This is a genomic window from Treponema sp. (assembly GCF_051883275.1).
GTDB lineage: Bacteria > Spirochaetota > Spirochaetia > Treponematales > Treponemataceae > Treponema_D.
The window spans coordinates 1-23,709 of the sequence record NZ_JBJETK010000068.1; the positions used below are offsets into that span (position 1 = coordinate 1).

Annotated in this window: 21 protein-coding genes; 8 read left to right on the forward strand and 13 right to left on the reverse strand. The window is 42.1% G+C overall.

Features of this window, described 5'->3' with window-relative positions:
- Window positions 1–94 precede the first annotated feature (94 nt).
- The 8 genes from ACI4L0_RS10355 to ACI4L0_RS10390 all read right to left on the reverse strand — a co-directional run bounded on the left by ACI4L0_RS10355 (window position 95) and on the right by ACI4L0_RS10390 (window position 5,355).
- Window positions 95–724 (reverse strand): type IV secretion system protein, encoded by a 630-nt coding sequence (locus ACI4L0_RS10355; protein WP_439800096.1) that lies wholly within the window; start codon window positions 722–724, stop codon window positions 95–97.
- Window positions 725–840: 116 nt separating this feature from the next.
- Window positions 841–2,019, reverse strand: a complete 1,179-nt coding sequence (locus ACI4L0_RS10360) for a hypothetical protein (RefSeq protein WP_439800097.1) — start codon at window positions 2,017–2,019, stop codon at window positions 841–843.
- A 10-nt stretch (window positions 2,020–2,029) separates the two neighbouring features.
- Window positions 2,030–3,004, reverse strand: a complete 975-nt coding sequence (locus tag ACI4L0_RS10365; protein ID WP_439800098.1) for a hypothetical protein — start codon at window positions 3,002–3,004, stop codon at window positions 2,030–2,032.
- Window positions 2,985–3,512, reverse strand: coding sequence for an ImmA/IrrE family metallo-endopeptidase (locus ACI4L0_RS10370; RefSeq protein ID WP_439800099.1), 528 nt, complete (start codon window positions 3,510–3,512; stop codon window positions 2,985–2,987). The genes ACI4L0_RS10365 and ACI4L0_RS10370 overlap by 20 nt, the downstream gene beginning before the upstream one ends.
- A gap of 479 nt (window positions 3,513–3,991) precedes the next feature.
- On the reverse strand, window positions 3,992–4,252 hold the full coding sequence (locus tag ACI4L0_RS10375) for a type II toxin-antitoxin system RelE family toxin (protein ID WP_439800100.1): 261 nt from the start codon (window positions 4,250–4,252) through the stop codon (window positions 3,992–3,994).
- On the reverse strand, window positions 4,249–4,503 hold the full coding sequence (locus tag ACI4L0_RS10380) for a DUF6290 family protein (RefSeq protein WP_439800101.1): 255 nt from the start codon (window positions 4,501–4,503) through the stop codon (window positions 4,249–4,251). The genes ACI4L0_RS10375 and ACI4L0_RS10380 overlap by 4 nt, the downstream gene beginning before the upstream one ends.
- Before the next feature lie 103 nt (window positions 4,504–4,606).
- Entirely contained in the window at window positions 4,607–4,810 is a 204-nt protein-coding gene (locus tag ACI4L0_RS10385) for a hypothetical protein (RefSeq protein WP_439800102.1), read from the reverse strand.
- Window positions 4,807–5,355 (reverse strand): hypothetical protein, encoded by a 549-nt coding sequence (locus ACI4L0_RS10390; RefSeq protein ID WP_439800103.1) that lies wholly within the window; start codon window positions 5,353–5,355, stop codon window positions 4,807–4,809. The genes ACI4L0_RS10385 and ACI4L0_RS10390 overlap by 4 nt, the downstream gene beginning before the upstream one ends.
- Window positions 5,356–5,873: 518 nt before the next feature.
- On the opposite strand from ACI4L0_RS10390, the gene ACI4L0_RS10395 reads away from it, so the two are divergent.
- From ACI4L0_RS10395 to ACI4L0_RS10430, 8 genes are all read left to right on the forward strand, one after another.
- Window positions 5,874–7,928, forward strand: coding sequence for a DNA topoisomerase (locus tag ACI4L0_RS10395; protein ID WP_439800104.1), 2,055 nt, complete (start codon window positions 5,874–5,876; stop codon window positions 7,926–7,928).
- Window positions 7,929–8,200: 272 nt separating this feature from the next.
- Complete coding sequence (locus ACI4L0_RS10400; protein ID WP_439800105.1) at window positions 8,201–9,241, forward strand: IS30 family transposase; 1,041 nt, start codon at window positions 8,201–8,203, stop codon at window positions 9,239–9,241.
- Between the two features lie 445 nt (window positions 9,242–9,686).
- On the forward strand, window positions 9,687–10,601 hold the full coding sequence (locus ACI4L0_RS10405) for a hypothetical protein (RefSeq protein ID WP_439800106.1): 915 nt from the start codon (window positions 9,687–9,689) through the stop codon (window positions 10,599–10,601).
- A 46-nt stretch (window positions 10,602–10,647) separates the two neighbouring features.
- Complete coding sequence (rdgB, locus tag ACI4L0_RS10410) at window positions 10,648–11,304, forward strand: RdgB/HAM1 family non-canonical purine NTP pyrophosphatase (RefSeq protein WP_439800107.1); 657 nt, start codon at window positions 10,648–10,650, stop codon at window positions 11,302–11,304.
- The gene (gene yidC / locus ACI4L0_RS10415) at window positions 11,297–13,996 is read left to right on the forward strand and encodes a membrane protein insertase YidC (protein WP_439800108.1); all 2,700 of its coding nucleotides are present in this window, start codon (window positions 11,297–11,299) and stop codon (window positions 13,994–13,996) included. Before rdgB ends, yidC begins: the two co-directional genes overlap by 8 nt.
- Entirely contained in the window at window positions 13,993–15,015 is a 1,023-nt protein-coding gene (locus ACI4L0_RS10420; protein WP_439800109.1) for a glycosyltransferase family 4 protein, read from the forward strand. The genes yidC and ACI4L0_RS10420 overlap by 4 nt, the downstream gene beginning before the upstream one ends.
- 131 nt (window positions 15,016–15,146) lie before the next feature.
- Window positions 15,147–16,586 (forward strand): undecaprenyl-phosphate galactose phosphotransferase WbaP, encoded by a 1,440-nt coding sequence (gene wbaP, locus ACI4L0_RS10425; protein ID WP_439800110.1) that lies wholly within the window; start codon window positions 15,147–15,149, stop codon window positions 16,584–16,586.
- A gap of 3 nt (window positions 16,587–16,589) precedes the next feature.
- On the forward strand, window positions 16,590–18,206 hold the full coding sequence (locus ACI4L0_RS10430) for a hypothetical protein (RefSeq protein WP_439800111.1): 1,617 nt from the start codon (window positions 16,590–16,592) through the stop codon (window positions 18,204–18,206).
- A gap of 13 nt (window positions 18,207–18,219) precedes the next feature.
- Here the strand turns inward: ACI4L0_RS10430 and ACI4L0_RS10435 are convergent, their stop codons facing one another.
- The 5 genes from ACI4L0_RS10435 to ACI4L0_RS10455 form a co-directional block, all read right to left on the reverse strand.
- On the reverse strand, window positions 18,220–19,326 hold the full coding sequence (locus tag ACI4L0_RS10435) for a tetratricopeptide repeat protein (RefSeq protein ID WP_439800112.1): 1,107 nt from the start codon (window positions 19,324–19,326) through the stop codon (window positions 18,220–18,222).
- 4 nt (window positions 19,327–19,330) lie between these two features.
- Entirely contained in the window at window positions 19,331–20,428 is a 1,098-nt protein-coding gene (gene ispG, locus ACI4L0_RS10440; protein ID WP_439800113.1) for a flavodoxin-dependent (E)-4-hydroxy-3-methylbut-2-enyl-diphosphate synthase, read from the reverse strand.
- 240 nt (window positions 20,429–20,668) lie between these two features.
- A complete protein-coding gene (locus tag ACI4L0_RS10445) occupies window positions 20,669–21,091 on the reverse strand; it encodes a V-type ATP synthase subunit K (protein WP_439800114.1) in 423 nt (140 codons plus the stop codon).
- Window positions 21,092–21,161: 70 nt separating this feature from the next.
- On the reverse strand, window positions 21,162–23,093 hold the full coding sequence (locus ACI4L0_RS10450; protein ID WP_439800115.1) for a V-type ATP synthase subunit I: 1,932 nt from the start codon (window positions 23,091–23,093) through the stop codon (window positions 21,162–21,164).
- Window positions 23,093–23,704, reverse strand: coding sequence for a V-type ATP synthase subunit D (locus ACI4L0_RS10455; protein ID WP_439800116.1), 612 nt, complete (start codon window positions 23,702–23,704; stop codon window positions 23,093–23,095). Before ACI4L0_RS10455 ends, ACI4L0_RS10450 begins: the two co-directional genes overlap by 1 nt.
- Between the last annotated feature and the right edge of the window lie 5 nt (window positions 23,705–23,709).

Sequence of the window (23,709 nt, forward strand, 5' to 3'; positions counted from 1 at the left end):
CTTCAGCGTATCACATTACCGCTTGTTCGTTTACCTTTTTATCATGCCTCCTTCATGTCAAATGCGGTTATGTATATTCCAAGCGGATTATCCTTTATGTCTCGTCATCGCTCGGCTGCAGTGTCTTAACGCTTATGACTGCGCGATAGGCTATATTGCTCACTACAGAACCTGAGACCTGCCGTGTCAGAACCTGATAGTCAATCTGGTAGGAATCCCTGGAGAGTTTCAGCGGCTCGGTCTGGAAAAGAACTTCCCTTGTGCGCGAGCCGAAATACTCAAAGGGCTTCTCTTCTTTTACAAGGGCTGAATATTTTGACGCTGTTGTGGAAGTCAAGATGTGGTAGATTTTGCTGACAGACTTTTTCATAACCGTCTTGTCGGTTGAGAGCGTGTGGTAGAGATTCAGAAAATCCTTCACCTGATACTGGACTGCCACTTCCGGAACATTGAAGTCCTGATAGTTTTTCCGCGACACCGGGCCGACATAGGACGCCTGCCCGAAGTCATTCATCGTGACAATCACAGGAATAGAGTCAGGCTGCGCGACAGCATACAGGCTTATCCCGATTGAAAGGAAGAACGCAAGGCAGGAAATAACTGCCACAATCCGCAGGATATGGTTTTCCCTGCGTATCTGTCCTGTAATCCAGTCAAAGTGCACAAGCTGCGGATAGAACGGTGTCTGGACTTTCCCGGCGGGAGGATATTGTTTTGTACTCATAAAGTATCTCCAAGAAAGGGCGGGCAGATACTTTTGCTACAGATTACAAATTTTTTGCTCTACAGTCAATATTGATTTTATTACATAATTAATTAAATACTTGTAATAAAGAAAATTTATTCACGCCTGCCGGACTTTTCTCTGCCTCTCCGGCTGCCCACAACACGGATGCCCGAGTCCTTTACTTGACGCGAGAGGCTTCTGTTTCCGTCCTTTATCTCGACTGTCTTCCCCAGCAGGCCGTCTTTCCTCAGCTGCCAGACGGGAACATACACAAGGGATTCCCCGCTCTTTATTACAAGGGCATCGTTCCAGCTTTCATCCTTGTCAAACGAGATGACCTTCTCGACAGTTCCTCTGATTCCGCCGCCTGCATAAAGGGAAAGCGTTCCGCCTGATTTCCGGTACTCGTCAAGGAATGTGTTGTAGCGTCCGGCCGCGGCAAGAACATCCTTCCATCCAGCCTTAAGCTCGTAGAATCCGGCTTTTCTGTCAGCAAGGTTCATCTCCGAAAGAAAGGCGAGGCGGTTCTGCATATCAGGGCTTAGAAGACGGAGACTTATTTTTCCAGGATATTTTTCAAGCTCCTCATCAAGCCTTGTCCAGCGTCTTGCGACAACAAGATTCTTCTGCGCCGCAAGAATTTCCTGCTCAGTCCTCTCTCCGGCCAGCTGTGTCGCGATATATGACAGGGTTTCCCTCATGGTCCGCTTAATCATCTCCGGCTGGAAATAAACACGCTTCCCATTCCTGTCTTTTCCGTTTATGCAGACATGGGCATGGCGGTGGGCTGTGTCAGTGTGAACCGCTCCACGCCACAAGAGACTGTAGCCTGTCATAGCCTCAACGCGCCTTATGAACTCAGAAGCCAGGACTTTCAGGTTCACATTCTGGTTTTCAGGGGAAATTATAAATTTGAAATGCTCCGGAACTTCCGCCGCCTCATATTCAGATGAAGCTGTGCCGAAAAGACCGGGCTTTTCAATGACCTCGCTCTTATCCTCCTGCGGCAGGTAGGCTGAAAGATACTTGTCATGCGCCTGCATTGAAGAGCTGTGCGACACCTTGAACATGACGCGCTGGTCTTTCCGGCTTGCGGAGCCTGAAAACAGCGCGCCGCTTCTTCTTCCGCCGTCATCACGACCGACACGTGTCGGCCGTGCCTCAAGCAGCTTTGAAATCCGCCGCATGTCGTCTTTCTTGTACGGAGTTTTTATTATCTTGTAAAGGTCTTCCTCATAACGCTCTTTAGTCGGGCGGTTGGAGAAAATATCTTTTATTGAATGGGATTTCATGGGATGTTAATTACAAAGTTTGTGCAGATATAATTCTCTTTTCATTTGAAGGTTTTCTTTCCACACATTTCTCTATAAAATCTTCAATTCTATCAGTACTTTTTAATTCATCATAAATTCTTTCTAATTCGTTAATAGGATAAATTCTATTAGACAAAACTCTATCAACTATATCATTTTCTTTATGATCTGCATATAAAAAATCTTTTTCAACACATTTCCAATTAGGATAATACCAAATAATTGGATAGTATTTATTATCCCAAACACCCTTTAAAATTTCAAAAGAAACTATTTTTAACTTATCATCTATATTTTTCGATTTTTTAGGCTTTTTCATGCGAAATAACAAATATGCAAAGTCTGCGCTAAGTGTTACTTTATGGTGGTATGCAAATTTTGAAATTCTAAAACCTATATCCATATCCGGTCCAAGAAAGTCCGTTGATAATCCATTTCCTGTAGTCAGAGGCATTTTCATATTTCTATATATATAATCAGAATTACAGGATTCTTCAGTGCTCTGTGATATGGATTTTGACTCTATGTTTCTTATACCAGCAATCCATAAAGTAGATTTTATATCAAAAATTCCAGAAATATTTAATGAATCGAATATTTCCTTTATGTCTTTAGAAACTTTCAATTGGATATAAAAAGCAGTATCAGGAATATTATATATGATATCATCTGTCTCAATTTCATCTAAAGACACATATAGCAAAACCTCATCCCCTAAATACTTCCATACAACAACTTGAGGTATTTTTTCCTTTAGTTCATTATATATCAATTCATAGAATTTAAATATTATGCTAGGCCAGCAATCAGGCTCTTTCGTCTTCAAATTTGTCGAACCAACCAAATCAAATGAAAAAAATATATAAATTCCTTTGTCAGGTGAAGTATTTTCTCCGTTTAAAATATCAACATCTGATTTAGAAAAATCTTGTAAAATATTTTTATCACCAAGCAAAGATTCCAAGCCATTTACCTCTAGTTAATGCAGCATCAAATGAAACATCAAAATGATTCGCTATCAAGTCAATCTTTATTGCATTGTCTTTTTTGTGTTCATTTACAAAATCTCTATATTCTTTAGCAGGCATTAAAAAGGCGCCTGCAAATTGATTTGCCTCATACTCTTCTTCTGAATATCCCTGCCTGTATTTTGGAGAATCATAGTACTCATCTATCGAATTCCATTTTTCCGGGTTTATAATAAAACCCATATGCAAAAACAGATGACCTAATTCATGCGCAATAGTAAACCTCGAACGCATCTCCGTATGTTCCGCATTATATGATATCTCAAAGGTATTATTTATTTTTTGTATTCTTCCTGATATTGTTGAATCTTCAAAAGTAATTGGCTTCAATTCTCCATGAAGCATTTCAACAACAGTTTCTATTTCGATAGGAGTTACAATATTAAAATTCTTTCTAATAGATTCAGCAAGCTTTTCAATAACCTGCCTTCGTTCATATGTCATGCAGTTCCTCCTAATATCTAATATATTTTTTCACCTTGTCATAAAACCGTAGAAAAATAAGCTGCAGCATCTTTCAACCATTAAGAACAAACTCTTCGGCAGAGTCTCCTGTTTTCAGAAATGAATCCATCTGTAAAATTCACACCATTAACAAAACTTATGCCTCAATCGCCTCCAACGTCACTTGATTCCTGCCTTTGCGATGCTTAATCCATGTCATTAGAATCAGTAATATTTTTCAGCCTGTACGCTCAATTATTACTATTTCTGTTATTATAGAAACAGAAGTTTCCACTTGCAAATTCTATTTCACATGATATTATCCTGGCAAAATTGATTGAGGCACGACCGACACGTGTCGGTTTAGAGCACAACGATTTTATCCTGCAGATATAAACATGAATAACAGAACAAAATTTTCAAAATTAAGAATGCAGCAGGAGCTAGCTGAAAGATTATTCTTGAATGTTTCTAAAACGCTACCTGTCATAGACCTCTTTTCTGTGTCCTACCTCGACAAGTGTAATCACAAGCTCTTCATCAAGAATTCTGCAAAGAAGCCTGTAGTCTCCAACGCGGTAACGCCAAAAACCGACAAAGTTTCCTACAAGAGCCTTTCCGCAGCTTCGAGGATTTTCCAAATCCTGCAATCGCAAAATAAATTTTTGAATTTGCTGTTGAATGGATCGATCTAGCTTTAAGAACTGTTTTTCCGCCTTTTCCGTGAAAACAACTGTCATAGACCAGCCTTAGAAAAGACTTCTTCTGCGGAATGCGCTTTCTTCCCTGTTTTTTCATAAGCAGTCCAAGCGGCAGCGGCAGCTTCGTAATCATCTTTATCTTCAAGACAATCATCAAGAAACAACTCCGCGGCTTTGCTCATAAACCAACTACGGGTGCATCCACGCTCTGCGCAATAAGCTGTAATGCGGTTAAAAATATCAGGCTGAAAACTCAAGCTCATGACTTTTGAATTTCTAACGGCTTGCATAATTCCTCCTTGCTTCTCTATTACTGGGCATAATCAATCATTATAAAATAATCTTTTTATTAATTGTAATAACATTATTACATAAAAAAATCAAGAATAACTTTTAAGCAATAGACCATCCCCTCTTTATTCCTGCCGCAGCAAGCTTTGCCGCCTGTCTCGCATTGTATGACATATGCTCAGTCAGATTTCTATTGCTCACACAGACTATCCGATATTTTTTCATCAGCAGCTGGCCAGCAAGCCAAACAAGAGCCACAGATATGACTATAACCAAGTCTTTTATCCCGAACGGCCTCACTTTCATTTTTTCTCCCCGACCGACACGTGTCGGTTCAGTGCTTTTCTGAACACGCCGCAAGCTGAAAATGTCCGGTGGCTTTGTCCCACCTGCTTTTCAATTCCAGCTATCTCATCATCTGAGGAATGGCTTTCAAAAAGGCTCAGGGTGCATAACCGCTCGACAGCCTCCATTGACTCTTCCTTGTCAAGAAATTCAACGCTCACGCTGACATCAGAGAAATTCCTCACTGCGCCGCACCAGGCAGAGCACCAGCTTGAATATATTTTTTTCCTAATCCGCCATTCTTCGTTTTTACAGCCGCCCTTAGCCAGAGCCAGAAGACAGAACTGCGGCCTGCACATTCCGCTTGCGCTGTCATAAGCAACATAGAATTTCCTAAGGATGCCGGAATAATTTCTGCTGAATGAGGTCCAGCGGCCGCTGCTCCAAGCCCGCCAGGCGCGGAACATCATGTCCGACATCTCCAAAACCTCCTGCGGTCCGCACCAGCCTGCATCAAGGGAAATCCTGCACAGAAGGTTCGCCGAGCCTTTTATCATTTGAGCCATTAAGATTTTTTTCTTTCTCGAGAAGTACATACGTTTCCGTTTTCCGCCAATGACATAACAAATATGTCATTATAGAAACATATTGTCAACATCTAAATATTTAATTCAAGAATATAAATTTCTGAATTTTCGATATAAAAACAGAAGAAACCTTTCGTAATACATCCATAATAAGGAAGAAAATAGAAAGCCGCATTACACAGAAAACTCGCGTAACACATACAATTCCAGAACTGGAAACGAAATAGCACGGCTTGTAGTACAAACCTTTATCTTGCGTCCAAGAGTTACTCTTTTTTCTCTTTTGCTCATTTCATCTCTTTTCAATAACGGCTCTTTTTTTGAAAATTCTTTTAATGACTTAAAAAGCACGACTTTAATGGAAAAACTGCCTGTTTTCCAAAATGAACCGACACGTGTCGGTTTAAGCAGCAGCAGCGGATTTCCATCGCCCTTGAAAAATTCAGAGCATCAGTCTATAAAGGAAAACGAACTTCTGCCCGCCCTAGGAGTTCAAAATGCTAATTCTCACGGAAAAGCCCTCAGTTGCAAAAGACTTCGCCTCAGCCCTCGGATTCAGGTTCTCCGGCGGAACCTACCAGAGCGGCAAAGATGAAATCACAAACTGCATCGGCCATCTTTTCGCCCTGGAGGAGCCGTCTCATTACGGGAACGTCTTTCCGATAATTCCATCACAGTTTGACTACAGGATAAATCCGCCGCTTGAGAAACAGGCGCGTCTTGTAATCTCAAGGCTGAAAGCCCACAGGTCGGACTCAATCCTGATTGCGACCGACGCAGACCGGGAGGGCGAGATAATTGCCCGTGAATGCCTGGCCGCCGCTGGAATCACGGATTTCTCGCGCATAAAAAGATTCTGGGTCTCGCAGGCTCTTACAAAGGAAGTCATACAGGACGGAATCAGGAGCGCGAGGCCGCTGCATGACTATGACCTTCTTTCGGAGCAGGGGTTCGCCAGACAGAAATCAGACTGGCTCGTCGGGATGAATTTCTGCCGGTACATCACGCGCCAGGCAGGAGCAAGGCTCGTTGTGGGAAGAGTCCAGACCGCAGTTCTTTCAGCCATAGAGCAGCGGTGCAATGCAATCAGGAATTTCAAGAGCGAGAAATACTTTGAGCATTACGGAGTTTTCCGTCCGGCACGTGGCGGCACAGAAATCCATGGAATCTATTTTGAGAACGGGGAGACCGGCTTCAATGACAATTCACGCCATGAGAAACTGGCCGCCTGCATCGGGAAGCAGGCAAGGCTAAAGGACAGCAGGACTGAAAGAAAAACTGAGAATCCGCCGCAGCTATACAATCTCAACGCGGCGCAGAAGGATGCCTTCAGGCACTTCGGGTACTCAGCGGACAAGACGCTTAAAATAATCCAGTCATTGTATGAGAAACTGAAATGCGTCTCCTATCCAAGGACACCGTCAAGAGTCATGGGAAGCGGAAACGTTGACTTGTGTCGGAAAATATTTGGCAGTCTCATAGACTCCGGCCAGCTTGAGCCCAGCTGCTCAGAAAGGCTGAAAAAAGTCCTGTCAGCCTCAGACATTTCCTTAAAAAACAAGAGAGTCTTCAACGACTCAAAGCTCGAGGCGCACCATGCGATAATACCACTAAAAGCCTTGCCGGAAAACGCGGGCGAGGAGCAAAAAGACATATACTGGATGATTTACAACCGCTTTACGCTTGCCTTTCTTCCTCCCTGTGAGTACGAGAAACAGACCTGCATACTTCAAGCCGGCGGCTACAACTTTAAAATCACAGGCAAGAGAATAACAAATTCCGGGTACAAGGATTTTGAGACATGCTGGGATGAAAATGAGGAGACAGGGAAACCTGAGCAATCCCTGGAAAATATAGACTGGAGCAGCCTTGTTCTTTCCTCTGTCGAGACAAAGGAAAAATGGACAAAGCCGCCGGCGCATTTCAACGAGGCGAGCATCCTGTCGTTCATGGAAAATCCAAGGCAGGAAGACCGACACGTGTCGGTTCAGGATGAGACAAGAAGAAAGCTGGCCGGGCTTGGAACCGCCGCTACAAGACACACCTTCATTCCGAAGCTCATAAAATACGGATATATCGCCATGGAAAAGAAAAACATTGTCTGCACTCCATTGGGCGCCTCCCTGCTAAACGCTGTAAGAGGCTCCGCGATAAAAAGCCTCGCCAACATCTCAGAGACAACGTCATGGGAAGAGCGACTCGATGAGAACCCGGGCAAGTTTCTTTCGGACATAAAGACATTCGTCCGCGAGTCAGTCTCCAGGGAAGCCAGGATTGAAATTCCTGCGGCCGCCGCAACAACCGCCGTATGCCCCGCCTGCGGAAAGGGAATCAGGCGCGGAAAAGCAAACTGGTACTGCACAGGATACAAAGAAGGCTGCAAGTTCGTGCTATGGGAAACTATCGCTGGAGCAAAGCTCACAGAAAAAGATGTCATAAAGCTCTGCGACGGAGGAAAGACCGGAACAAAGCACTGCACAAACAAGGCCGGCAGGCAGTTTGACTGCAAATTTCTACTGGATGAAAACAGACAGATTAAGTTTGAGTTTTAACCAATTAAAGCGGCGCGGCAAGGCCGGCACGTGCCGATTTTAAGTCCAGGCTTGTGGGAAACTTAAAGGCACACTGAATGCCGTCCGCGCATAGGCGCGGTTAAAGTTTTCCACAAGCCTTTATTTCATCTTGAAAAAACAGTTTGACATATCAAAGTTATTATGCTTATTTAAACGCAAAAGACTACAACATAAAGCTCCAAGAACACAAAGAAAATAATAAATCCGGCTTTCTTGAGGGGCATGTTATAGTCCGAAGAGGAATCTGCCAAATGAAATATACTCTTGAACATGTCAAAAACAAGCATCTTTCAATATGCGAGCGGACGCTTATCCAGCTCAGGCTGAAGGACGGACGCACCGTATACTCAATTGCGAGGGAGATAGGCTGCGCCTACAACACTGTCAAAAACGAAATAAGAAGAGGCTCCAGGGAGATGTCCGGAAGAAGACGCCGGGGATACCGTGCGGAAACAGGCCAGACAACCTATGAGCGGAACCGCGCGAAATGCCACCGGACAGGAAAATTCCCAGCCTGCGGAAAATTCATATACTGCGTGGAAAGCAGTTTTTCAAGCCCCTTAAAACAATGGTCGGTAGACGCGGCTGTCGGAAGATTAAGGCTGGAAAAAAAATTTACAGATGAGGATTCTGTATGCACAAAGACAATATACAACTGGATTCACAAGGGGCTTTTAAATGTGAAAGTCATAGACCTGCCGGAAAGCTTGAAGAGAAAGAAGCATGGGAAGAAAATGAGAGCAGGAAAAATGCGGCTGGGGACAAGCATCGAGAAAAGACCTGCGGAAGTTGCGGAAAGAAAGACATTCGGGCATTGGGAGCTTGATACAGTTGTCGGAAAAAAGAAAGGCAGAAACGCAGTTGTCCTGACTCTTGTCGAGAGACTCACGGATTTCTACATGACGCGGAAAATTCCTGCGAAAATGGCCGGCGCCGTAAATTCAAAAATCAGCCAGATAAAAACAGAATTTGGCTCAGAGGCAGATAAGATATTCATCACACTCACGACCGACAGGGGATTAGAATTTGCCTCTCTTGCAGAAACAGAAAAGACAGGAAAAACAAAAGTCTACTTCGCACATCCATATTCATCATATGAACGTGGAATAAACGAAAGGCACAACAGGATATTAAGAAGATATGTAAAAAAAGGAGCAACCATCAATAAAATAACAGAGGAGGAGCTGGAGCAATACGAAGACCTGATAAACGGACTTCCAAGAAAAAGACTAGGATACAGAACTCCGTCAGAAGTTTTTAATGAGCAGCTGGACTTAATCTACAAACTTTGAAAAAAAATCAAAAAATATTGCAACTTGATATTGCAATTTTTGAAAATTTCTTTTAGCTTTTTTAATTTATCAGTAAATGCCAACATCCGCAGAAATCAAAATCGGCTTTTTATTGAACTGAAAAATATCCGCTGCTTTTTTCTTTCAATACTGCTTTCAGTTTTTTCAGAGTTGAAATTCTGACTGCTATGTTTTTCTAAAAAAAATAACAGGCCGCAGTTATTTTCTAAGGAAAAAAACAGCAGAAAAGCCAGGATAAATCAAACAAACGACATTTCAGCAGAAATTTATATTGGCACAAATAATGCATTTTCTTTTTCAGGCGCTTCTAAAAGCTGCAGATTTCAGAAGCGAAGCAAAAACAATTTCATGGAGCGTAAGATAAAAAAACGCTAAAGACGGCGCGGATTTTATCTACCCCAAAACTTTTTTATGGGAGAAAAAAATGGGAAAGAAAATGCAAGATGAAGCCCGGGAAATATGGAAGGCATTCAGAGAAAAAACAGCGGATGAAAGGGAAATAAAAAACAGGCTGATGGAATTCACATTCAGGCGCAAATACGAGCTGGGGCTGGGAAAAATGAACGAGGATGAATTTTCGGATTTTCTGATTTACATGGCGGAGCATTTTATCCACGTCATAAAAAAGTACAATCCGCAGATAAGCGATTTTTCAACCTACATTACAAATGTGCTTCAGTTTTCATCGGCATGGCGGTCAAAAAAAATGTTCATAGCTTCGGAGCGAAAATCAGTATGCGAATCCATGGCTGTTGAAGAATCCTGCGCGCTTTGGTCTGAAGATGAAGCGGAATACTGCGAAGACAATCTGACAACAGAACAGCTTTCTGAGCTTGCAAGAAAAAATCTTGGATATTCGCCGGAACGCAGGGAGTTCGCACCCCGGACAAAAAAGGACGGAGAAAAATTCATGAGGGAGCTTTGCCTTGTGCTTGCGCTCAAATCATGCTTTTCAATGACAGACCCGCTTCTGGAAAAAGTCTGCGCGGCGACAGGATACAGCAAGGAAAGGCTCAGCAGAATGATTATGCAGGCAAGGGAGTCGCTCGAAAAAAAGGAAAAGCGAATGCAGAGTCTTCTTATGAAAAGAAATTTCGCCTATCTGCACAGAAAAAAAATTTCCATGCAGAATGAAAAAAAAGGAGAACTGGGAACGGAACATGAAAAGCGGCTGTATGAGTCCCACGATAAAAGATGGAAACGCTCGCTTGAAGAGCTCTCAAGACAGCTGCCGGTTCCATCGAATATCACGGTGGGAAAGCTTCTTTCAATGCCGCCTCGGAAAGTCGCTTCCCTTGTTTCCAGGGCAAAAAAAATTCTTTCCGACAGCGAGCAGTAAAACAGTTTCACTCGACAACAATCTTCTAAAATGGTATTCTCTTGGAATGAAAATATATCTTGCAACCGGAAACGAAAATAAAAAACGCGAGGTGTCGCAGCTTTTTCCAGAGCATACCATTGTTATTCCAAAAGACGAGGGAATAGCCTTTGACCCGGAGGAAACAGGCTCGACTTTTTATGAAAACAGCCTGATAAAGGCAAAGGCGCTATGGGAAATTGTCCATTCCCCAGTTTTAGCAGACGATTCCGGAATCTGCGCGGATGCACTTGACGGAGCGCCGGGAATTTTTTCATCGCGCTATGCAGGACCGGAATTTATGCGCGGAAGACCGGACGGAAAAAAAATCAGCCAGAGCGAGCAGAACAGTTTTTTAATACAGCAGATAACGGATTCCATTTCAGCAGGAAAATCCCAGACCAGGGCGGCGCACTACACCTGCTCAATGGTTCTTTACATGGGCGGCGACAGGCTTTTTGTTGTGCAGGAAACGATGGAAGGCCAGATAATCAGCAGGGCAGAAGATGCAAGAGGAAGCGGAGGCTTTGGCTACGACCCGATTTTTTATCTGCCTGAGCTTAAAAAGACAGCCGCAGAGCTTACAGCCGCGCAGAAAAACGAAATAAGCCACAGAGGCAAGGCTTCCCGTCTTTTAAAAAAGATTGCGGATGAAATTCTTTCAGCAGAGGAAAAAAATGCTTAATGCTCTTTTCAATATAATAATCATGCCGATTATCCAGATTCTGGAATTCTTTTTTACGCTTTTCAATGAAATAACAAGGAACTGCGGGCTTGCAGTCATCGGGCTCAGCATTGTTGTTACGCTGTGCACGCTTCCGCTCTATATGGTTGCAGAGCAGTGGCAGGAAAAGGAGCGGAATCTTCAGGAGCGGCTCAAGCCTGGAGTAAAGCGGATCAAGAAATTTTTCAAGGGCGATGAGCAGTATATGATTCTTTCCACCTATTACAGGCAGAATCACTACCATCCGCTAATGGCTCTAAGGTCATCATTCAGCCTGCTGATTCAAATTCCGTTTTTTATTGCTGCCTACCAGTTTCTTTCTCATCTTGAATCGCTGAAGGGCGTTTCTTTTATGTTTGTAAAGGATTTCGGCTCTCCTGACGGTGCGCTCAAACTGGGCTCGTTCAGCATAAACGTGCTTCCTATTGCAATGACACTCATAAACTGTATTTCGGGTGCGCTTTATTCCAAGGGACACGGAGTCAATGAAAAAGTGCAGATTTTCGGCTGCGCCTCCGTTTTCCTTTTGCTGCTCTACAATTCTCCGTCAGGACTTGTCATATACTGGACAATGAACAATGTTTTTTCTCTTGTGAAAAATATCTTTTACAAGATGAAAAATCCGCGCAGAGTTCTTTATGCGCTGCTCTGTGTTATTGCGGCGCTGTTCCTTGTCTTTGACTTTACAATTCTTCAGGACAGAAAAACTGAATTCAAAATTCTTGTAGCTGCATTTTCAATCTTTCTTCCGGCAGCTCCTTTTGCGGTGCGGTGGCTTTCATACATTCTTGAAAACACATTTTGCGGTATCGATACAAACAAAAAAATCAGGTTCTTTCTGTTCCTTGCTCCGGCAATTTTGCTTGCGCTTCTTGCAGGGCTTCAGATTCCTTCTACACTCATGGAAAGCGAGCCGGAGCAATACTGCTACGTGGAAGACTATTCCAGCCCGTTTGTATTTTTGCTCGCCACGTTCTTTCAGGCAGCAGGATTCTTTTTGTTCTGGCCGGGATGCTTTTTTGCGCTCTTCTCTGCGAAGGTGAAAAAAACAATTTCTGTGATTTTTCCGGCAATGGCATTTATAGCCCTTTTAAATACCTTTGTATTTTCAGGAACATACGGGCCTATTCAGCCGGAATGTATTTTCATGCAGCCGCAGCTTTTCAAGCCAACAATGATTTCATTCCTTTCAAATATAGCCTTAGGCGCAGGAATCATAGCCGCAGTTATTTTCCTGCTGAATAAAAAGCCTTCCGTGCTTTACTGCTGCGCTGGAATTGCCGCCACGGCACTTTTTTTGAATTCATTAAGAAACTGTACAAAAATAAACGCGGAATACATTAAGATGGAGCCTCCGTCTATAAAATCTGAAATCGAGCCTGTATATCATCTTTCAAAAACCGGAAAAAATGTCATTGTCATTATGCAGGACAGGCTTTTAATGCCTTTTATAGAGCCGTGCCTTGAGGAAAATCCTGATTTCAGGGAAAAATTCGACGGCTTTACATTTTACAAGAACTGCATTTCATTCGGCAAATTGACAATGATCGGAACTCCGGGAATTTTCGGAGGCTACAGTTTCACACCATACGAAATAAACCGCAGAGCAGACCAGACACTTCAGGAAAAGCACAACCAGGCTCTGCTGACCATGCCGATTGTATTTCACGAGGCAGGATTCAGCACAACAGTTTCAGGGCTTCCTTACGAAAATTACCTTGAATATCCAATAGAAGATATGTATAAAGGCTACGAATATATAAACAGAGCCGAAACAAGAGGCACATATTCAGATCTCTGGTATCAGCAGCACGGAATTCAAAAAACGAAGTTTCTTGCAAAAAGCATAAAGCGGAATTTTATCTGGTTCAGCTTATTTAAAATGGTTCCGCCTTTCCTCAGAAGAAGCGTTTACCACAACAAATACTGGACAGCCTTTGATTCGTACAACGATGGAATTCCGCGTTTTATAGACAACTACTCCGAGCTTGACTACCTTCCGCAGCTCATGGACGCAGATTCCGACAAGGACAGTTTTATCATGATTGACAACGAAACCGTGCACGAATCGATTCTTTTGAACTATCCGGATTACCTGCCGTCAAATAATGAAGCCGTTAACTTTGGAACAGGAAAATACGCGAAAGACAAGCATTTTACAACAATGATGGCTGTTTTCAATACGTACAAGGTGTTCTTTGATTATCTGAAGGAAATCGGTGTATACGACAATACAAGAATTATAATTGTTTCCGATCATGGAGCGTCAATCTCTGTTCCTGAGCTTCAGGACGAAAAAGACTCAAAGCTTAAAAAGTCAAATGTTGTGGCCAGTCTGCTTGTAAAGGACTTCAATTCGCGCGGTCCTATAAAAGAAGATATGACATTTATGACAAACGCAGACACTCCGTATCTTGCCACAAAAGGAATAATAGAGAATGCAAAAAATCCTTTTACCGACCTTCCGTTCCAAATTGAAGACAAGGCTGCCTTTGCAAAAATCCAGATTGCAAACGCCCAGAGTACACGCATAAGAAAGCAGACACAATTTCCGGTTCCGCAGGACGAATGGTTTACTGTTCACGACAATATCTTTGAAAACAGCAACTGGGCACCACTGTTCACAAAGGAAAAAGGAGCGGGAGAAAAATGAAGATAGCCATTGACTGCCGCATGAGCGGAAAAAGCGGAATAGGAACTTTTCTTGACGGAATCCTGCCCTATTTCAAATCAAGCGGACATGAACTTTTTCTCTTCGGAACTGAAGAAGGCTTTCCGTGCAATGTAAAAACTTTCTCAGTGCGAGAGCTTTTCTTTTTTCCGGGCAGGCTTCTGAAAAAAATCAATGAATGTGATGTTTATTTTACTCCCTACTGCAATATTCCAGGGGGAATAAAAATTCCTGTGTTCTCAACAATCCACGACATCGTTTTCCTTGATGTAAAAGGTCTCTGCGGAAAAGCAGGAATAATAGGCAGAAAATTTTTCTACAGGCGCGCGGTAAAAAAGTCAGCTGGAATTTTTACGGTTTCAAATTTCAGCCGTGAAAGAATAAAGTCAGCCTTAAAATGCACAAAAAAAATCACAGTGGTCTACAACGGACTTCCTGCGTACATGGAAGGAAAGCGGCTTTCCGTAAAAAAGGACAGCACTATAATTTTTATAGGAAACATAAAGCGCCACAAAGGACTTTCTGTGCTTCTTGAAGCCTTTGAAAAATTCCTGGAGTCAGAAAACGGTTCTGAAAAGCCCCGCCTTTTAATTACAGGCTCCCAGGACAATTTCAGGACAAAGGACAGCGTTGTTCCCCAGAAAATAAAAGAGCTTTCCATGAAGTTTCCAAATTCTGTTGAATTCACAGGCTTTGTGGAAAACGAAAAGCTTCTTCTGCTGCTGAGCCGCGCAAGGCTTTTAGTGCAGCCGTCATTGTACGAGGGATTCGGAATTCCGCCGCTTCAGGCTCTTTCATGCGGAACAAAAGCTATTATTTCCGACATTCCTGTGTTCAGGGAAATTTACAGGGATTTTCCCGTTGTTTTTTTCAGATCAGAAGACAGCAGCGATTTATGTGCAAAAATAAAGGAAGCCTTCTATGATAAAAGCCAGATTGGAGAAATTCCACAAAAATATTCCTATAAGAAAACCGCGGAATTGATTTTAGAGAATCTTTAGGAAAATTTTTAGTAAAAAATACCACATACAAGCCTTCAGAAATGTATTTTAGATGAAATATTAAGAAAATAGTGCGTTTTCTTGTATAACAATAGACAATTTATATTTTTTAAGATATATTGAACAATGTTATGATTTCTAATATCAATGCGGAAGAGTTGGAAAATAATCTTAAATCTCAATACAAATACACAAGTTCTTTTGTTTCAGGAATATCACTGGGTTTCATAGATGCCTTTATTTTTATGATTTCAACTTGCATAGGATTTTTTATTATAAATGCAATAGATCCTTCATGTATAAATTTCAGATCTTTTTTTAAGTATTCAATTTTTTTGCCTGGAATTTCTGTGATTTTTTATGCAAGCGGGCTTTACCCTGGAATTCTTCTGGCTCCGGAGGACGAAGTAAAGCGCTTTTCCACAGCCTCGTTTTTTATTCTCATAGGCGAAGCCTTTGCTCTTACAACAATAAAGTCCACAAGGGATGTAATTCCCATCACAGCAGCTCTTATCATTTCATGGCCGTTTGCCACAATTCTTCTTCCGCTTGGACGTGAACTTAGCAGAAGATTTTTTGGGAAATTCTCATGGTGGGGAGTTCCTGCGATTATTTACAGCAAGGGCGACAGGGCAAATCTGATTGTGGAGCGGCTTCTGAAAAAGAAAAATCTCGGGTACAAACCGGTTCTGATTATAACAGATGAAGATCCAGCTTCCGAAGAATTCATGGGAATAAAAGTGGTGAAACAGTCCCCCGGGCTTCTAGAGATTATAAAAAAAACAAATATAAAAGTCGCTATTCTCTGCGGCTTTAACAAGAACATTGAAGAACTTCAGACTTATTACCGCTATCTGATAAGAGTTCCGCGCGAGCAGCTGAACACAACTATGTCGCTGCACATGAAGGATTTCGGCGGAATTCTCGCTTTTTCTTCAACAAATTATCTTACAAAGAAAAGCGCAATGTTTATAAAAAGGTCAATAGACATTCTTGCCTGTCTGTGCGCCGCTCCTATTGCCGTTCCCCTGACAATCATTATAGCCATAGCAATAAAGATAACTTCCCCGGGGCCTGTGTTTTACGGACACAAAAGGGTCGGAAAAAATCATACAGTCCTGAAATGCTGGAAATTCCGCTCGATGTGCATTGATGCCGACAAAAAACTTGCTGAAATTCTAAAAAACGATCCTGTACGGGCTGAAGAATGGGAAAAAGACCGCAAGTTCACGGATGATCCCCGTGTAACAAAGTTCGGAAAATTCCTCAGAAAAACCAGCCTGGACGAAATTCCGCAGCTGTGGAATATTTTTGTGGGAGAAATGTCTTTGGTAGGTCCACGCCCTGTAACAGAAGCGGAACTTATAAAATACGGAAAATACTCGGATTATGTGCTTTCCGTAAAGCCAGGACTAAGCGGAATGTGGCAGATTTCCGGCAGAAGCGACACTGGCTACGAAGAAAGAATCAACCTGGACACATATTATATTCAAAACTGGTCTGTATGGCTTGATATATGGATATTAATAAAAACAATCGGAGTTGTTATAAGAGGCAAAGGAGCCTATTGATTTATGAATAGGAATATAAAGAAGTTTATTTTTGTTTTCGCGCTGTCATGCACATCAGTATTTGCACAGGAAGAATTATATAAAATCAGCAAGGTCGATTTTATTTCAAAGGGAAAAACCCAGGAAAATGCGCTTAGGAAAAATATTTCCGATATAAACTATAAGAAAATTTTCAAGTCAAAGGATGAGCTTGAAAAATATCTTCATGACATATATCAGAATATTGAAAACACCCGTCTTATAGAAGACATCGAGTATTCATATAAAATATCCGAAATCACAGAAGACGGAATAAGCCTTGTTGAGGCAGAATACACTTTTGACGATTCCCATTCAATGATTATTTTTCCAAAGCCGTCACTTGACACAAACTCAGGTATTGAAGTAAAGCTCAAGCTCAAGGATAACAACTTTCTTGGACTTATGAACGCTCTGGATATTGACTTGAATTTGAATTTCGGCGATGACGATGAGCCTGACAACTATTCCAAGGTAACAACGGGATTCAATTTTTCCTATGATTATCCTTTTGACATTGGAATCACAGAAAACACCTGGAGCAACAGCTTTGAATTCAAATGGACAGTGGATGAAAGCAATCCTGAATACAGCTATGCAACAGGCATAACGGTTGCGGTTCCAATCGGGGAGCATAAAATAAAATTCAATTTCACACAGTCAATAGTAAAAGACCTTGACTATGAAAAATATGATGATGACTTATATTTTATAGAAGATGCAACAATATCGGTTCCGTTTTCAATCGGCTATATCGGGAACACCACTGAAGTTACCTACACTCCCTCAGTCAACTTTATATATAACTGGGACAAAGACGGCATAAGCAGCAAAAATGAAGACTTGAACCAGACACCGATGATAAAGCCAGGCCAGACAGTAAGCTTTGACAATGTCAACTGGGTCGGAGAAAATAACTTCAGAACAGGCTATTCATTTTCAGCCTCGCAGTACATGGGCTGGGACATAAAGGAAGATACTATTGATAAAAAAATTGTTCCGTCCGTTGAAGCGAATCTCCAGCTGTTCAAGAGCTTTAAGTATGTAGGTTTTGCGGCAAACATAAACGGATTTGCAGGCTATAATACAAAATTTTCCATCGGTGAATATCTGAGAGGCGCACCTGACAAGCAGAAATTCAACGACTATGAAGTTGACGAGGACAACTATGCTTTAAAAACACCGGCAGCGATTGTCTTCAATTTTGATATGCCTATTCACATTGTCACAGTCCGCTGGCTCGACTGGAGCTATGCCCTTTTTGGAAGCTATGACACAAAGCCGGGATTTGTAAAAGCCATCGCATTCCTGCCGCATAAGATGTTTAAGTACTTGAATTTTGAATTCCAGCTGAGTCCATTCTTCGATGTGGGTCTTATAAAAAACAGGGGAACAGGCTCAAATCTTGACTATAAGGAAGGAATTTACACAGGAGGACTTGAAGCCCTGGTTTATCCTGAAAAATGGAAAAGCTTTGTAGTAAGAGCAAGCCTTGGAGTAGACCTTTCAAAGAAAATCCTTGACGGACACATGGACTTTGACAGTTCATGGAGACGCGGAAAAGCATGGGAAGCTTACTTTGGTTTAGGACTTCAGTTCTAGAATCAGTCTTTTCCTAGCGGATTATTCTTTCAGAGGCATAATTTTTCCAGTAGTCAACAGGAGAAGTTTCTGAAAGAATTCTAAAAAGCGAAGTCGAAAACTGAATTTTTCCTGAAACAGCGGCGGAATCCGCAAGACAGCAGAACAGTTCCCAGACATTGTTCTTTATTCCCCACTCCACAATATCATCGTGAGCAGAGCACAGTGAAAGCAGATTTCTAAAATCACTGTATCTGAATCCGTTTGTTCTCTGCGACAGGACATTTTCTATTTTTGTCACAGCAACAATAGAAGCAAATGCATTGAATTTCAGCGCCCGTTCTATTTCATTCTCCTCCATGTACAGCTTGCCAAGATCCGCAAAAGCTTTCAGCCCGACAGGATCATCACACCGGTACAGAAGAAAAAATTTCTCGAGGCTGTCCGGCGCATCTGAATTCACAACATGAAGAAGTGCTTCAACATAGCCCTTGCTTGTAAACACAGAATCTTCGCTGGCAATCACAAGGAGATATTTTTCATATTCATCAAAATTTCCCAAATCTCTGTAAAGCCCAGCAAGCTCATAAAGTATATCAAATTTCTCAAGAGGAACATCAAGATTTACAGCATAATTATATGCATTTTTCATATAATTCAAGGCCGCATTGTATTCTCCCTCAAGTCTGTATATTTTTCCCAGAAGAAAATCCGCTTCTGGATAATGCTCGCGCTCTGCCACAAAGGCAATAAGATTTGAATAGCTCTTGGAAAAAAAATCAGCGCCATATCTTTCCACATACTCTGAAACAATTCCAATGGCGTCTGAAAAATTCAGTTCTTTTAAAATCGGAAGGACACGCTCAATAGAATCACCTGCCCGGCGGACTTTTGAATTTTTCAAGCTCTCATCAAGCACATGGGTCTGCCACTGGGCAGTTTTTATCCGCAGCTCCCTAGCCTGCTCTGCAAGCCTGACCGCAGCGCCAAAATCATTTGCCTCAAACGCAGTTTTAGCCTTTTGCAGTGAACGCCAGTCCTCCTGCCCTCTCGGCGTTTTTTTAGGAGCCGCAGAAATTTCCCATGCAAAAAAAAGCAGAAAATAAAAGGCGGAAAGAAATTTTATAAAAGAATTTTTCATTTGACTAAAGATTCTCCAGGATTTTCTCAAACTCTATATCGGCATCTTTTTCGTCAATTGTTTGCACTATTTTTCCCTTTTTGAATATTATGCATTTTCCGCCGCCGCCGGCAATTCCAACATCTGCATTTTTTCCTTCGCCCGGACCGTTGACTATGCAGCCCATAACCGCAACAGTGATGTTCCTGTCAAGAGAAAGAAGCCGGTTCTGCCATCTGTCCATAAAAGAATGCACATCAAATCCCTGCCGGCCGCAGCGGGGACAGCTCACAAGGGTAACTCCCCCTTTTCTAAGGCCACATTCATGAAGAATTTCACGGCCTGCAATAACTTCGTTTTCAGGGGAAGAAGAAAGGCTCACCCTTATTGTAGAGCCGATTCCTTCCTTGAGCAAATGGGAAAAAGCCATCGTGGATTTTACAACTCCTGTAATCAGAGGACCGGCCTCTGTCACTCCGATATGCAGGGGAATATCAGAGCGGCGCGCAAAGGCTTCATTGGCATCGATTGTTTCCTGAACACTTGAAGCCTTCATGCTGACTGCAAAATTCGTAAAGCCAAGGGAATCAAAAACTTCAGCCTCTCTCAAAGCGGCTTCAGACAAGGCCTCCGATCTTGTAATTTCAGAATTCAGGACTTTTTCCTGCAAGTCCTTCGGCAGCGATCCGCTGTTTACACCGATTCTTATAGCAACATCCTTTTCCATGCAGGCTTCCACAACAGCCCTCGTCCGGTCAATGCTTCCGATATTGCCGGGATTTATTCTGATAACAGAAACATTGCCCTTCAAACATTCCAAGGCAAGTCTATAGTCAAAATGTATGTCAGCAACAAGAGGAACATCAGTGCTTGATGCGATTGCACACAAAGAATGTGCGCTTTCCATATCAGGAACTGCGAAACGCACTATGTCGCAGCCAAGAGATTTCAGGGCAGAAATGCGGACTGCAATGGAATCAACAGCCTTTGTGTCCAGAGCGATTATCGGCTCCTTCCACATTGTCTGCACTGTAACAGGATTGCTTCCGCCAATATCTATTTTACGAATTCCGTTTTTTCCGCCTATATGAATAACGCGTGGGATTTTAAATGTATTTTCCATGAAATAATTATAGCATATTGAAATATATATGTGAACCTCGAAGGTATCAGAGGAAATGAGTTTTTAGAAACAGATAATATAAAAGGATTTTCCCGCTTCACAAAAAAAGGCACCTGGGGAACTGCCCGCAGATGCCCTGATGTGCTGTTTAGCTTAAAGAAACTGGAAGCCAGAAAATCATTGAAAACTGAAGTTTTTGAAAACTAAAGTTTTTTTGATTTTCATTGCTCACTGTTTTACTTAGCAGACAATCATTCCGAATACCATAGAGAACAAGGCGATTGTTTCGCAAAGACCTACAACCATGATATAGTTTGTAAAGCCCTTTCCTGTTTCAGCCAAAGCATCTGAACCAGCAGCGCCGGCTTTTCCCTGTGCAATAGCAGACATACACATTGAAAGACCGCAGGCAAGTCCAAGACCAAGGCGGAACAACGGGTCAGCATCAGAAGTTATCATTGTGTTCATAAGAAGAAATCCATAGATTGTCTGTGTAAGCGGAGCACCGGCAAAAACAACCAGCAAAAATGGAGCAGGCTTATTGTTCAAATAGCAACGCTTCCAAGCTCCGATTGCACCCTGACCGGCAATTCCAATACCAATTGCGCTTCCCATTGCAGCAATACCCATTACAATACCAGCACCAATCATTCCCCAATTCATAAATACTCCTTTACGCAAATATGCGTTGCAAATCTAAATTTTTAAGGCAGAAACTGCCATAATTCAAGTTTTATTTTTCCTCATGGAACGGAGAATATTTTATTCCGCTCCAAGTCATTCCAAGATGCTGGCTGAATTCAAGCGTATTCAGGCGAACACCATGAACAATAACAGACAAAAGATTCAGAATAATATTCAGACCATGTCCAAAGCACAACAGCACTACTCCAAATCCAACCATAATCATTTTTCCAAGCATAGGGCCGGCCATTGTATTTACGGTACTGCTTATAGCCGCTCCAGCAAGCGCAACTGCCCACAAACGGATATACGAAACAATATCGCTAAATACATTTACAACACCCAAAAGAACACTGATTATATTCTTCAGGCTTTCAAGAATAGAATCCTTGATGCTGCCTTCATAATTGGAAAAGATGAAATTCAGCACAAAGCCTACAAAAAGCAAGCCAAGGGCAATATACGGAACAGGAAGCCAGCCGACACCAAAGAAATACAAGGTTTCCTCGGTTATTCCAAGCGGATATTTCACAGCGTCAACTACCATGTCCATAACAACATAGTACATGCCCCACAACTCAAGCAGAGAACCTAATTCGCCAAGAAACCTCAAACTCTTCCTGCAACGGAAAATTCCCTTTATATGAGCAATGCTCAGCTGAATAATTGCAAGAATAAAACAGAAAATCTGCTGATTAGTATTAGAGGCATCGGTACCAACCTTTGCAGGTGAAATAGGAGCAAAAGACAAATCCACCAGACATTTAGGCAAACGCTCTGGCTCTATTCCAAACCAAGTGCAGGTCAGGACACCCCAGCACATCGTGCAGAATCCCAGCAAAAAGACAAGCACATTCACAGAAGAGAATGAGCCGCCTTTTTTAGCTCCCTTCGCCATCATTATAAATGAAATCAGACAAACCAAAGCACCGTATCCTGCATCTCCAAATATCATTGCAAAGAAAATACAGAAGAACAGCAGGAACCAGCCTGAAATATCATATTCATGATACCCCGGAGTAACATCAAGAAAACTCGTGAGAGGATAAATCAGCTCCACCAATTTGTTGTTCTTTAACATTGTAGGAACAGGATCATCATCCGCAGGATCTGAAGCCACAAAAGCCCAGCCATTTTCCGCGCAAAGATTCTTGAATTTTTTCATGGAAGTCACAGGAACATAACCTGTAAGCCATGCCAGTTTTGAACCCTCGCTGGCAGCCTGTTCATTGGAAGCTTCAGAATTCATGCCGCTGTAAATATTCTCAAATTCAATATCTGCAGCCAGCAATTTTTTATAAGCAAGCAATGCACCGCGGAATTTCTTTTCTTCAGAAATTTTTTTATCAATCGATAAAATTTCCTGCTCAGCATCCAAGATATTCTTTTCCATCTGGGCAGTAGAACATTCAGGAAGCTGCACAGCATAAGCCTCTGCAGGAATTCCGGCCGGCCGCTCCTCAAGCGCAGCATCAGACTTATACAAAAATCTTGAAATTTTATCAGCAGAATTCACAAGAACTGTTCGGCAATCCTCAGGTATCAAAGAATACTTATCGGAAGGAATCTCATACATATACAAAAAGATTCCCTTTTCAGCCAGCGCCTGGAATTCAGCAGGGTCTACGCTTCCCCATTTTTCAAGACGTGCAATCTCATTTTTATTCTGGGAAATAATATCAAAAAGCGACTTTTTCCTGTCACTTAAAGCAATTATTTCCTTAGCTTTTTCACGGGCGGCATCTTTTTCAAGCATTTCTGAAACAGAAGCAGACTTTTTCTTTGTGTCCTTTACTTCGTCAAGGATTGAAAGAGCCTTTTCTGTCTCAGCGGCAGATTCCCTGAAGCTGGAAAGAGTCTGGCTTTCGCCTTCAACTGCTTCCAGATGAAGAACACCTGCTTTTCTAAGCTGCTCCAAGGAAGTTTTTCTGGTTGAATCAAGAATAACCAAGGAGACTTTTTTCATCTGTACAATAGCCATTATTCAACCTCCTCTGCATCAGCCTGAAGCTTCTTCTTGGAAATTTTTGAGCGCACAACAGCATTAACCTGCTCGTCACCAAGAAAAATTCCAATACGCTTAATATTAGCCTTTGTTTCCGGAATTTTTACTTTTTCAAACAGATTTACACGCTGTGTTGTTGTCCGGAGCTCCTTTGAAAGCAGACGAACCTGCTCATCAAGCACCTCCGCCTCAAGGTCAAGTTCAAGCGCCTTTTCCATTCTATCTGCAGCCATATCTATCCAAAGCGGTGTAGAATACAAACTGTAGTCTCCGCGGCCAAAATCTGCGCCTTCGTAAATAGGAATTTTTACACCGGCAATATTTCCCCAGCCTTTCTTGATATTCTTTACAGTAACCATTTCAGGCTTGAAGGCATCTTTTTCACCGAAAACTGAAATCCATTTTTCAAAATCCTCTTCCAAAGCCTTTTTTTCAGCCCGGACAGATTTTGCTTTTTCGTCTATGGCGCGGATTTCTGACTGCAGCTGCTGCTTTTTGAGTGTAAGCGTAGGAAGATAACGCTGATACATTTTCAACGCATCTTTCTGAGTCTTCTGCTCATTTTTAGTCAGTTTCAATTTTGCCATAATAA

What these genes read in the sequence shown, in the direction of transcription:
- ACI4L0_RS10405 (WP_439800106.1), top strand. Translation starts at nt 9,687, where the DNA reads ATGGGAAAGAAAATGCAAGATGAAGCCCGGGAAATATGGAAGGCATTC.
- ACI4L0_RS10375 (WP_439800100.1), bottom strand. Translation starts at nt 4,252, where the DNA reads ATGACAGTTGTTTTCACGGAAAAGGCGGAAAAACAGTTCTTAAAGCTA.
- yidC (WP_439800108.1), top strand. Translation starts at nt 11,297, where the DNA reads ATGCTTAATGCTCTTTTCAATATAATAATCATGCCGATTATCCAGATT.
- ACI4L0_RS10445 (WP_439800114.1), bottom strand. Translation starts at nt 21,091, where the DNA reads ATGAATTGGGGAATGATTGGTGCTGGTATTGTAATGGGTATTGCTGCA.
- ACI4L0_RS10360 (WP_439800097.1), bottom strand. Translation starts at nt 2,019, where the DNA reads ATGAAATCCCATTCAATAAAAGATATTTTCTCCAACCGCCCGACTAAA.
- ACI4L0_RS10450 (WP_439800115.1), bottom strand. Translation starts at nt 23,093, where the DNA reads ATGGCTATTGTACAGATGAAAAAAGTCTCCTTGGTTATTCTTGATTCA.
- ACI4L0_RS10370 (WP_439800099.1), bottom strand. Translation starts at nt 3,512, where the DNA reads ATGACATATGAACGAAGGCAGGTTATTGAAAAGCTTGCTGAATCTATT.
- ispG (WP_439800113.1), bottom strand. Translation starts at nt 20,428, where the DNA reads ATGGAAAATACATTTAAAATCCCACGCGTTATTCATATAGGCGGAAAA.
- rdgB (WP_439800107.1), top strand. Translation starts at nt 10,648, where the DNA reads ATGAAAATATATCTTGCAACCGGAAACGAAAATAAAAAACGCGAGGTG.
- ACI4L0_RS10420 (WP_439800109.1), top strand. Translation starts at nt 13,993, where the DNA reads ATGAAGATAGCCATTGACTGCCGCATGAGCGGAAAAAGCGGAATAGGA.
- ACI4L0_RS10355 (WP_439800096.1), bottom strand. Translation starts at nt 724, where the DNA reads ATGAGTACAAAACAATATCCTCCCGCCGGGAAAGTCCAGACACCGTTC.
- ACI4L0_RS10400 (WP_439800105.1), top strand. Translation starts at nt 8,201, where the DNA reads ATGAAATATACTCTTGAACATGTCAAAAACAAGCATCTTTCAATATGC.
- ACI4L0_RS10435 (WP_439800112.1), bottom strand. Translation starts at nt 19,326, where the DNA reads ATGAAAAATTCTTTTATAAAATTTCTTTCCGCCTTTTATTTTCTGCTT.
- ACI4L0_RS10380 (WP_439800101.1), bottom strand. Translation starts at nt 4,503, where the DNA reads ATGCAAGCCGTTAGAAATTCAAAAGTCATGAGCTTGAGTTTTCAGCCT.
- ACI4L0_RS10395 (WP_439800104.1), top strand. Translation starts at nt 5,874, where the DNA reads ATGCTAATTCTCACGGAAAAGCCCTCAGTTGCAAAAGACTTCGCCTCA.
- ACI4L0_RS10385 (WP_439800102.1), bottom strand. Translation starts at nt 4,810, where the DNA reads ATGAAAGTGAGGCCGTTCGGGATAAAAGACTTGGTTATAGTCATATCT.
- ACI4L0_RS10390 (WP_439800103.1), bottom strand. Translation starts at nt 5,355, where the DNA reads ATGGCTCAAATGATAAAAGGCTCGGCGAACCTTCTGTGCAGGATTTCC.
- ACI4L0_RS10430 (WP_439800111.1), top strand. Translation starts at nt 16,590, where the DNA reads ATGAATAGGAATATAAAGAAGTTTATTTTTGTTTTCGCGCTGTCATGC.
- ACI4L0_RS10455 (WP_439800116.1), bottom strand. Translation starts at nt 23,704, where the DNA reads ATGGCAAAATTGAAACTGACTAAAAATGAGCAGAAGACTCAGAAAGAT.
- wbaP (WP_439800110.1), top strand. Translation starts at nt 15,147, where the DNA reads ATGATTTCTAATATCAATGCGGAAGAGTTGGAAAATAATCTTAAATCT.